Source organism: Algoriphagus aquaeductus (assembly GCF_003253485.1).
Classification (GTDB): Bacteria; Bacteroidota; Bacteroidia; order Cytophagales; family Cyclobacteriaceae; genus Algoriphagus; species Algoriphagus aquaeductus.
The window spans coordinates 40751-52150 of sequence record NZ_QKTX01000023.1; the positions used below are offsets into that span (position 1 = coordinate 40751).

The 11400-nt window shown below is 45.4% G+C and carries 6 protein-coding genes; 4 read left to right on the top strand and 2 right to left on the bottom strand.

Features of this window, described 5'->3' with window-relative positions; translation table 11 throughout:
* Window position 1: 1 nt before the first annotated feature.
* Both CLV31_RS20495 and CLV31_RS20500 read right to left on the bottom strand, forming a co-directional pair.
* Window positions 2-1177, bottom strand: a complete 1176-nt coding sequence (locus CLV31_RS20495) for a hybrid sensor histidine kinase/response regulator (RefSeq protein ID WP_111394956.1) — start codon at window positions 1175-1177, stop codon at window positions 2-4.
* Between the two features lie 48 nt (window positions 1178-1225).
* A complete protein-coding gene (locus CLV31_RS20500) occupies window positions 1226-4684 on the bottom strand; it encodes a sensor histidine kinase (RefSeq protein WP_111394957.1) in 3459 nt (1152 codons plus the stop codon).
* Between the two features lie 114 nt (window positions 4685-4798).
* Between CLV31_RS20500 and sucD the strand changes: the two genes are divergently transcribed.
* From sucD to CLV31_RS20520, 4 genes are all read left to right on the top strand, one after another.
* Entirely contained in the window at window positions 4799-5680 is an 882-nt protein-coding gene (gene sucD / locus CLV31_RS20505) for a succinate--CoA ligase subunit alpha (protein ID WP_111394964.1), read from the top strand.
* Between the two features lie 112 nt (window positions 5681-5792).
* Window positions 5793-7247 (top strand): DUF294 nucleotidyltransferase-like domain-containing protein, encoded by a 1455-nt coding sequence (locus CLV31_RS20510; protein ID WP_111394958.1) that lies wholly within the window; start codon window positions 5793-5795, stop codon window positions 7245-7247.
* Window positions 7248-7488: 241 nt separating this feature from the next.
* On the top strand, window positions 7489-9816 hold the full coding sequence (locus CLV31_RS20515; RefSeq protein WP_111394959.1) for a PIG-L family deacetylase: 2328 nt from the start codon (window positions 7489-7491) through the stop codon (window positions 9814-9816).
* Between the two features lie 98 nt (window positions 9817-9914).
* Window positions 9915-10775 carry an ROK family protein gene (locus tag CLV31_RS20520; RefSeq protein WP_111394960.1) on the top strand — a complete coding sequence of 287 codons (861 nt, stop codon included), beginning with the start codon at window positions 9915-9917 and terminating at the stop codon, window positions 10773-10775.
* Window positions 10776-11400 lie beyond the last annotated feature (625 nt).

An 11400-nucleotide genomic window follows, 5' to 3' on the forward strand; every position in this document is an offset into this window, starting at 1 on the left:
GCTATTTTACTGGTATGCCTACCCGGAATGTCGTTCCTTTTCCCGCCTCACTCTCAAAGGAAATTTCTCCCTGAAGCACTTCGAGGCATTTTTTGACAATCGACAAGCCCAAGCCGGATCCTTCAACTATTCCGACATTTCCGGCACGAAAAAACCGGTCAAAAAGTTTCCCCTGCTCTGATTTTGGAATTCCAATTCCCTGATCCGAGATAGTGGACACAAGCCTTCCATTTTCTATCGAAATCGAAAAGTCCACTTCTTTTCCTTCTTTGGAATATTTCACCGCGTTGGAAAGCAAATTTTCCAAAACCTGATACACCAATTCCGGATCAGTCGTAATCGTCTTGGGGAGGTTGCCCAATTCGGCTTTTATGGTCACTTCATTTTCAATCCCGGCTTTGACCGTATCCAGGAGCTCTTTGACAAAAGCTCCCATAAATACCTTTTTGGGCTTGAACTCCAATTTATTTTCATCTGCCTTCCCAAAAAACAGTACACTGGTCAACAGGTTATTCAAGGCCCGGACAGAGTTCTCAATTTTAAAAGCATGCTTGGAAATCTTCTGCTTGAACGGATGATCCTTTTCAGCATAGATCTGGAGCAATTGAGCCGAACTCAGGATAGAAGTAAGGGGAGTTTTAAATCCGTGAGACACGTTAAGGACTATTCTGGACTTCAACTCATTGATTTCCCGCTCTTTTTCGAGCGCCTTGGTCAGCTCCTTATTCGCTTCGTAAAGCTCCGCTGTTCGCTGTTTTACCTTTTCTTCGAGCTCATTGTTTAGCTTCTGCAGTTCTTTTTCTTTTCGGTCTTTGAAAATGGCCAACTCAATCACCATGTTCAACTCCCGGATATTAAAAGGTTTGATTACATAGGCGCTGGGATTGGTCCCTACTACCTTATTCAAGGTATCGGCATCCGAAGAGGCACTGAGATAGACTACCGGAATATCAAATTTTTCATTGATTATCTCGGTAGTTTTGATTCCGTCCAGTTCACCTGCCAGATTGATATCCATCATCACGATATCGGCACCGTTTTCATCCAAAATCTCCAGGGCCTTTTCACCGGTATCGGCAATACCGATAATTTGGTGTGCATTTTTTTCAAGGGCCCGCTGGAGTAAAAGAGCAGAAACGGAATCATCCTCCACGATGAGGATTCTCAATGTAAACATGGGTCGGAAAAAGAGGTGACGTTTTTTTTTGTGTTGAAAATACAAAAATTACCCTTCGTTCAAAGGAATTTCTACCCTGACCTTCGTTCCCAGGTTTTTCACACTTTGAATTTGTATGGTGCCTTGGAGGAGTTGAACCAAATTTTTGGTGATACTTAAACCCAAACCAGTTCCTTCAAACAAACGGTCATGACCTTGACTTTCCTGCTCAAATGGATCAAACATCTTTTCCTGAAACTCGTCGCTCATCCCCACTCCCGAGTCCGACACTTCAAGGACTAAATGATCACCTTCCCGAATCGCAAGTACCAATACCTCTCCTTTATCGGAATACTTGACCGCATTGCTGACCAGATTATTGACAATGATCTCGACAAACCGTCGATCCACCTTCGCTAAAAAGTCTTCCCCGTGAAACTTCCTGACCAAAATAAGATTTTTCTTATTTGCCAAGGCTTCCAGAGGTCTCAACACCAAAGTCAGAAATGCAAAAATCCAGGTTTCCGAATAGGAAACAGGCATTTTATTGGCCTCTAGTTTGGCCATATCCAAAAGAGAATTGATGGTCTCCAAGAGGCGCTCCCCACTGTGCAGGATAATGTCCAATTGAGATAAAAGTTCGGGATCCTGAGCGCGGTTCATGATGATATGTTCTGTCCCTCCGATGATTCCGTTCAGGGGAGTCCGAATCTCGTGACTGATATTAGAAAGGAGACTTGTCTTGTAGCGATTGGCCTCTTCTGCTTTTTCCTTGGCTTCTTTGAGTCGGTTTTCAACCGCCTTCTGAGCAGTCAGATCTTTAAATACCGAGAGCAACAAGGCTTGACCTTTGAAATTTTCTTCCAGCAATACCGTGTAGATTTCCATATCCAAAGGTCCCGATTTCCAATCCACCGTGGCCTCCATGGTGATTCCATGACCGGGGGCATTGCCCAGCAGCTGACGAAGTAGATCTCCAATATAGCTTTCATCCCGCTGCGGATTGGTAAACAGAGAGGAAACGGACGAGTTTTCCAATTCCGAAATTTCTTTATTCATCAGCTTGGCAAAAGCTGGGTTGACGGTGAGGATCTGCTTGCCGTTGAGGGTCATGATCATTCCATCCTGCGAATTGGTCCACACATTTTTGAATTGCTTCTCGGCAAGCAGCTTGCTTCTGTTTTCGTTGTCGACCGCAGATTTCAACAACCCAAGTTTTTGGAGTTGCCGTATCAATTGACTGACCAAGACTCCTATTCCCACCAAAAAAAGGATCGAAAAGAGAACGAAGGCAGGCCTTAGGTAAAACGGAGCCAAAATTTCAAATTCAGGAGTGCTGATCACTTCGGAAAAATCCACTCCATCATAGGAACTTTTCAGCTCAAACCGATACTTCCCAAAAGGCAAATTGCTGAAAAACAACTGGCTGTTTCTCGGATCTTTGATCACCTGCCATTCTTCTTCACCTGATTGCACCAGGCGATAGTGAATCCACAGTCCTTTAGATTCATTAAATCCTGAGGCTAAAAAATCGACTTGAAGGGAGTTTTGCGAAAAGGGAACCCGAAGGCCCTGGGCAGTCAAGTCCAAATTTCCTCCCAAGCTTACAGCCCGAAGATAGGCCTTGGGAGCTCCTTGGGCCGAAATCATTTCATCGGGATAATAGATCGAAAGCCCTTTCTGTGTGCCGATGAGTACTCTGCCGTTTGCCACAGCGACCAAAGCTCCTCTATTGATTTCATCCCCGACCAGTCCATTGGTTTCATTGAAATGCCGGACCTGATTGTTGCCCAAAACATATACCCCATTGTCCGTGCCCGCCCAAAGCTGCCCTTCCTGGTCCTTAGTAAGTGTGAAAACAGGATGAGTAACCGATTTTCCTGAATAGATGTAATAGCCTACATATCCTTCCCTAAATATCTTCAACCCATACTCTGTTCCCAAGAGAAACCCTGTTTCTTCCTGCTCCAGAAAATCATACCCTTCTGCAAGGAAATACCGCCCAGTCTCCTTAATGGGATATTGATTTTCCAGCCGGCTTGCCCTCAGCACCATGATCTTTCCGTTTTTCAGCCTTGCCGCTTTTCTGAAATATACGCTTTCATTACCGATCAACTTTAGAATCTCCCCATTCAAGTCTTTCCCATATTTCCCCGATTCCAAAGCCCTTCTGCTGGTATGAAAAACATTTTTCGGCCCGGTGATCAGCAAGCTATCCCCATCCACCTGTACTGAAGAGACATTGATCCCTTTGGGGGGAGCAAAAATGCGAACCCTCCCAGATCGGGAGTCATACTTCCCTACTCCTCCCCAATTGGCAGAAAACCATACGTTTCCATCGTAATCTGCTGAAAAATTAATAATCCGCTGATTGGGGGAACCTGGAGGATTGGAGTCTTGGTATACGGTTCGCACGCTACCTTTCTCCCAAAGCTGCAATCCGTTGTTGAACCCAAGAAGATAGGATTCATCTCCCAGATGGTGGATTGCGGTAATCTCTTCTCCCAGAAATTGGGTGGATTCATTCCCGAAATTCTGAAACAGCTGATTGTTGGTATTTGCCAGCCCCCTTGCTGTCCCCAACCATAAGATTCCCTCCCGGTCTACAAACAGGGCTTGCAGGTAATTGGTCTTTAGCAAATAGGTGATATCTCCTTCAATCGGAATAGGACTTTTGGGATGGTATCTCCTGAAATGGGAATTATAGTGGTAAAAAACATGGTCTTGGTAGAAGTCCAAGGAAAAATAGGGCGAGGTAACAATCTCAGAAGAAGCGAAATTTTCATCCACGATTTCCACCGGAAACTCCGCTGCCGGGCCCTTGGCGAGATAACTGTTGCCTAAAAAATAGTAAGTTCCGGAGGGTGATTTTTTCACTAAAACCGGGGGGGACGGCAAGGGTACTCCTCTAAATTGATAGGGAATAAGTGTATCGCCTTGAAGTAAATAGGCTCCATTTTGAAAATTAAGCAGAACCTTGCCCTGAAGATCCAAGACAGAATGTAAAATGCCGGTTTGGGAATAATCCCGGTTAATCCGGTGTTTGACCTTTTCCCCATATTTCCAGTAGACCAAAAAACCTCCTGCATCGAGGAAAAAACACTTTTGGTCTTTTTTCCCCAGGGTAAGAAAGTGGATTCTGTTTGAAAAATTCTCTTTGAGATCCTCATCCAATCCCTCTTCCTTCCACCCCGAAGGTACCCCTTCAAAAATGGCCGCTGTCCCACTGGCATTATAAAGCCACATGATTCCATCCTCATCTTTGAGTATGGCAATCTTGTAAACAAACCTTCTCACCAAGGTATCCGGAAGATCAAAAGTCTGAATACCATCCGAATAGACCACTCCTCTGGTGGTCGAAAACCACATCTGCCCCAGCGTGTCCTGTTCGATTTGAAGAATGTTTTGGACAGGCAGTCGAATGCCTTTGGGTTGCAGGTGGTATTTAAATGTCTGGGAAGAAACCTCGACCTGCACGAGACAGCATGCCCACAGGGCAAAAAGCAGGAGTTTGATTTTCTTCACCATAGGCCTAAAATTAGGAAAAGATTCCGCTCACCAAATTCCCGGGAGATTGTTCAGCTTTTCTTTTGACAGCGGATGGTTTCTTTTATTTTTGTGCCAAACTTTAACAAGCGCAACATGAGTGTACTAGTCAATAAAAATTCTAAGGTCATCGTCCAGGGATTCACCGGTTCTGAAGGTTCGTTTCACGCACAGCAAATGATCGAGTACGGCACCAACGTGGTGGGAGGTGTCACTCCCGGCAAAGGAGGCTCCACTCATTTGGAAAGACCCGTGTTCAATTCTGTGGAAGAAGCCGTTCAGAAGACTGGTGCAGACACTTCCATCATTTTTGTACCGCCTGCTTTCGCCGCAGATGCCATTATGGAGGCAGCAGATGCCGGCATCAAGGTAATCATCGCCATCACCGAGGGGATTCCGGTAGCAGATATGATGAGAGCCAAGCCCTATATCAAAGAAAGAGGCTGTATCCTGATCGGCCCCAACTGTCCGGGTGTAATCACTCCGGGAGAAGCAAAAGTTGGCATCATGCCGGGCTTTGTATTCAAAACAGGAAGAATCGGAATTGTATCCAAATCAGGAACCCTCACCTATGAAGCCGCAGATCAAGTAGCGAAAGCAGGTTTGGGTGTATCTACAGCCATTGGTATCGGAGGTGACCCGATCATCGGAACATCTACCAAACAGGCGGTGGAAATGCTGATGAATGATCCGGAAACTGACGCAATCGTCATGATCGGTGAAATCGGCGGAAACTATGAAGCTGAAGCTGCTAAATGGATCCGAGAAAACGGCAACAAAAAACCGGTGGTAGGCTTCATCGCAGGTCAAACCGCACCTCCAGGACGTAGAATGGGTCATGCCGGAGCCATCATCGGTGGGGCAGACGACACCGCAGCAGCCAAAATGAGAATTATGAGAGAAAACGGCATTCATGTCGTAGAATCACCTGCTGAGATCGGCGCCACCATGGCAAAAGCACTGGGAGTCACCGCATAACTAAACGGAGCACAATCTCTTCCTTGAAATTCAAACAACCGCCTCAGATGAAAATTTTGAGGCGGTTTTGTTTTTCCGTGAAATTAACCCAAGTGCTTTTGTAAATTTCAACATGCAGACCAGCGGATCATTCGTTTCGGACCAGTTTTATACCAAACACGTCAGGGATCTCCTGGTCAGAAGTATCCGTTGGGTCACTCCCCAAACATCCATTCAGAAGAGTGCTCAACTCATGGCAAGGGAACAGGTCAGCTGCCTGTTTATCGGAAATTCGGCCGAAGATCTGATAGGATTTCTTACCGACCTTACCCTGAGAGACAAAGTGCTGGCTACCGGACTTTCCCCGGAAATGCCCGTTTCCCATATTTTAGAACAACCACTGGTCAGTATATCTCCGGAAGCTACCCTGGTAGAAGCGTTGATCCTGATGTTTCAGACGAAAGCAAGGTACCTGTTGGTCAAAAATCACCGGGGATACCAAGGATGGATCAGTCGGACCAAAGTTTTGACCGAACAGAGTCAAGGACCCTTTTTGTTTATCCAATCGGTCAAAGAAGCAAGGCATATATCTGAACTGGCAGAGAAATGGGCTCGTATGCCGGAGCTTATTCACCTACTGATCAGCCGGGGGATGAAGGCCCATTTTGTCAATCAGATGATCACTACCGTCGCAGACACCATTACGGAGCGAGTCATTGAGAGGGTGATCAAAGAAATCGGCCCTGCTCCGGCAAAATTTGTCTTCTTTGTCATGGGCAGTGAAGGCCGGGGAGAATTAACCCTTAAAACTGACCAGGACAATGCGATCATCTATGAAGACAAAGCCAACGAACATCGGGAAAAAACCCGGGAGTATTTTCTGGCCTTTGCCGGCCGGGTATCCACAGCTCTGGACCGGATCGGTATTGATTTTTGCGAAGGGGATTTGATGGCGATGAATCCCAAATGGACTCATTCACTCTCTCACTGGAAGAGGAACTATGACGAATGGATCTCTGCGGCCTCTCAGGAAACTGCCATGAAATACACCACATTTTTTGACTGCAGGGCGATTTATGGAGATATCGGTCTACTGAATCAACTCAAGGAGTATATGGGAATACTGGTTGAAAAAGCCCCAGAACGGTTTTTTATCAGCCTGGGACACAATGCCTTGCAATACGAGCCTCCGATTACTTTTTTCAGAAAAATCCGAACCGAAGATGTGGACGGGGAAAAACAACTTAATCTCAAAAAAACCATGCGCCCATTGGTGGATTTGGCCCGGGTTTATGCCTTAAAATACAATATCCTGGAGACCAGCACGATCCGAAGAATTGAGCGGCTTAAGGAAAAAGGTGTATTTACTGAAAAAGAAGTTCAGGAGCTCACCCATGCCTTTGAATACCTGATGAGTCTAAGACTGGAAAATCAGGCCTTGGCCATGATCGACCGGAAACAAAAACCCAAAAACTATCTACAACTTAAAAACTTAACCAAAGTCCAACAGGTGACGCTGCTGGAGATTTTTAAAGTTATCGAAGAATTCCAGGCAAGGATCAAAATTTCCTTCACCAGAACTCTATAATTTCCTTCTTTGAGAAATACTTTTTTAAATTTTTTATAAAAGTTGTTTTTTATTCAATAAAGTTTTTTAAGTTTGTATGAGTTATTAAATTCGAGAATTAGTCCATTAATTCGGAATTAAGTACTGCTTGTGTAGGATATTCGATCGTTTATTTTGAAAACGAGCTCAAGAAATCCAAAATAGTCTGGAATTGAAATAAAAAATAAACTCACCTCTTACCACACCTAAACTGTCTCACAGTATGCTCAGTAAGTATCCGCTCTCCGATGTTGAAAAAGCTTTCCTGGCTGAATCTGGAGTTGAAAAAATCTCCACTCTGATCCCTTACCTCATGGTGGACAACTTTCCAAAATTAGGGTTGCTCACCGCATGCCGCTTTTTGGAATGGGTAGCGGCCAATCCCCAGGGAGTGATCAGTTTGCCAACCGGTAAAACACCCGAGTTTTTTATCAAGTGGACTCAATATTTACTCGAAAACTGGGAGAGCAAAAAAGGAAAAGAGATCCGGGAAAAATACGGACTAGGAGCCATCAAAAAGCCGGTTTTAAAGGATTTGACCTTTGTGCAGATCGACGAGTTCTATCCGATCTCCTCCAAGCAACACAACAGCTTCTTCGACTACGTCAACAAGTTCTATATCAACGGCTTTGGACTCTCCAAGGAAAATGCCATCCTAATCAATTCGGACGAAATCCCCTTAGCCGAAGGAAAACACTTCAGCGAAATTTTCCCGGATTTGAAAGTCGACCTTTCCCTACGATTCAGGGACCCAATCAACGAACTGGAAAAACTCCAGCAGAAATCCATATACATGATCGATCAATGGTGTGGAGACTATGAGCAGCGTATCCGAGACAAAGGAGGCATAGGCTTCTTCCTGGGGGGGATTGGTCCTGATGGGCACATCGCCTTCAATACGAGAGGTTCCCACCTGTTTTCAGTCACCCGACTGACTGAGACCAACTTTGAAACCCAAGCAGTGGCCGCAGGTGACTTGGGAGGCATTGAAGTCTCCGCAAATCGACTCGTCATCACGATTGGATTGGATACGATAGTGTACAACAAAGATGCCGTGGGAATCATCATCGCTGCAGGAGAAGCAAAAGCGGGCATTGTAAAAGATTCACTGGAAACCCCAATGAACAATGTCTATCCGGCCACGGTCCTTCAAAAGCTCCAAAATGGACGTTTTTATCTGACCAAGGGCGCAGCTGTAAAACTCACTGACTCCATGGACGCCTACTATCAGCAGGGTGAGTGGACCTTTGAAAAGACCGAACGGGCTGTAATTGACCTTTGCAAAAAACTCAACAAATACGGCCATCGACTCAAAATCGAAGACCTCAAAGCAGATCGGTACTGCAAATTGATTCCCGGGCTTTCGGAAGACACGGTGAATCAGGTGATGAAAAGCGTGGAAGGAAAACTTGCGAAAGGACTTGAACAGGAGACCGACCAGGTGGTCCTTCATACCGGTCCACACCACGATGACATCTCCTTGGGGATATTGCCTCATATCACCAATCAACTGCATGAGCCGAGCAATGAGGCCCACTTCTCTGTGCTTACTTCAGGATTTACAGCCGTTACCAATACGTTTGTGATCGACACCTTGCTTCACACCAAAAAATTATTGGATGAAGGCAAAATCCAGATGGTCAACTATGACGATTTTTTCCAGGTAGGCTATAGCCTCAAAACCGATAAGGACGTCTATCACTACCTGACCAATGTAGCCTCCGAAAATGCGGACGCCCGAAAGCGTGGACTCGCTCACCGGGTGGTTCGTGCATTGGTCATCATCTGGGAAATCAAAAACAAAACACAACTACGCGAAACGATCAATGATGTCATCAGCATCTTGAGAAACTCCTATGACGGAGAAAAAAATCCATCCAAAATCCAAAAACTGAAGGGAATGATCCGGGAGTTTGAGGAAGAATTGGTATGGGCTCACTTTGGGGTACAGGTAAAAAATGTACACCACTTGAGACTGGGCTTCTATACGGGTGATATTTTCACCGAGCAACCGGACAAAACACGCGATGTAGAACCGATCGTGGAAATGTTCCGAAAAATTAAGCCAACTAAGATAAGTTTGACTCTGGACCCGGAAGGGTCGGGGCCTGACACTCATTATAAAGTACTCCAGGCTACAGCAGCTGCGGTGAAAAAATGGGGAGAAGAGCATGATACCAGTCAACTCCGCATCATCGGCTACAGAAACGTCTGGTTTAAGTTTGAACCACATGAAGCCAATGTGATTGTGCCGGTTTCACTGGGGGACATGTCGGTGATGGAGGATTCTTTTGCCAATTGTTACCTCAGCCAAGTCAATGCGTCCTTCCCCAGCTATTCGCACAACGGCAAATTCAGCACCGTGGCCAAGCGAACTTGGGTAGGTCAGCTCAACGATATTCAGCTTTTGCTCGGCAAAAACTACTTCTACCTCCATGAGCGGGCCAAAGTAAGAGCCAGCCATGGGCTCATCTTCTTTAGGGACATGAATGTGGACGAGTTTTTGGCTACTGCCAGAGAGCTGGAGAAATCCATCGAAGGGATGTTGTAATTCCCCGAGCGTGTCCAGTCCACCAAGAAAGCGGTCAGGAAATCCTGACGGCTTTCTTCATTTAAACAATTGATCAACCAAACAATAAACCTGAGCGAATGGAAAAAGCCATTTTGGGATTGGATATCGGAGGAACCGGCATCAAAGGCGGGATCCTGATCAAAGGACATTTGGAAGATATTCGAAGTATTGCCACTCCCGCACTGGAAAGTCAGGAGTTTATTTTAGAAACTATTGCTTCATTCATCAATACCTATGCCCATTATGATTTTGTCGGAATAGGCATCGGAATTCCGGGATTGGTAGACAGCCGGGAAGGGATTGTGATCGGACTGGCCAACATCCCCTCCTTTCAACATGTGGAGCTTAAGAAATTTTTGACCCGTCGCTTTGGCAAACCGGTATTCATCAACAACGATGCAAATTGTTTCGCGATCGGTGTACATAAGTATGGTGTAGGAAAACCCTACAAAAATCTGGTGGGAATTACGCTTGGAACCGGCACAGGCGGGGGAATTGTCATTAATGGCCACCTCTATTCCGGTGCGCTTTCTGCGGCAGGCGAATGGTGCAGCGCTCCCTACCTGGATCAAAACTACGAATACTACTGCAGTGGGAAGTTTTTTCAAAACTTTTACCACAGCAAACCCAAAACTCTGGCCAAACAAGCCTTAGCAGGTGATCCGGTTGCAATCAGGGCTTTTGAGGAATTCGGCCACCACTTGGGCGAACTCCTCAAAGTCATCCTTTACTCTTTGGCGCCAGAGGCCATAGTCCTGGGCGGCTCGATCCGAAAGACCTATCCCCTTTTCAAAAAATCCATGTTTGAAACTCTCCAAACTTTCGCCTATCCCAAGGTTCTGGAGCAGTTAAAAATCCTCATTTCGGAACTGGACGAGACTGCAATTCATGGTGCTGTGGCATTGGTGGATGTAGAGGAAGATGTGGTCAGCGTCTGAAAAAAAATAAAAGTTGGTTTAGTTAGTCAAAAAGGGCGGTTTCTGAGAGACCGCTTTTTTTATTCTTGTTAGCCACCAAGGCGGGAAGGCATGAAGTTTTATAGGATTGTCCCATTAGCACCACCAGCCAAATACTCTTCGATTAATGTGTCGGAAGACCTATACTTCGACAAGCTCAGTACAAGTGACCGAAGCATTCCAGATTTCAACCTTTTCTAGAAATTTTTTAAGCTCGCTTAACTTTCTGGTAAGAAAGCGGATGTGCAGAAGATTTATTAAAAGGCAAAAAAACTTGAAAGGTGTTTAGCTCATTAAATCTGCATGAATGCAGCTATTAATTGATAACCTCCCCCACCCCTTACGTTAGACCCTTCAAGAGAAATCACTTTTTTCACTTTGTGTCTTTGTGCCTTTGTAGCCAAAATCCAAATTCAATTCACCCATGAAAAGAATTGACTTAATTTGAAAATCCAACCTTTAAAACCATGTCAGAATCCCTTCTTACCGTTGCACTAGCTCAGATCTCCCCCCCTGACTTCCGCGCTGGGACACCCGGATTAAAATCCGAAAAGGTCCTGAATCATTTTCTGCTCTTCGGTCAGGATCATGGTTTTTCTTAAGACTT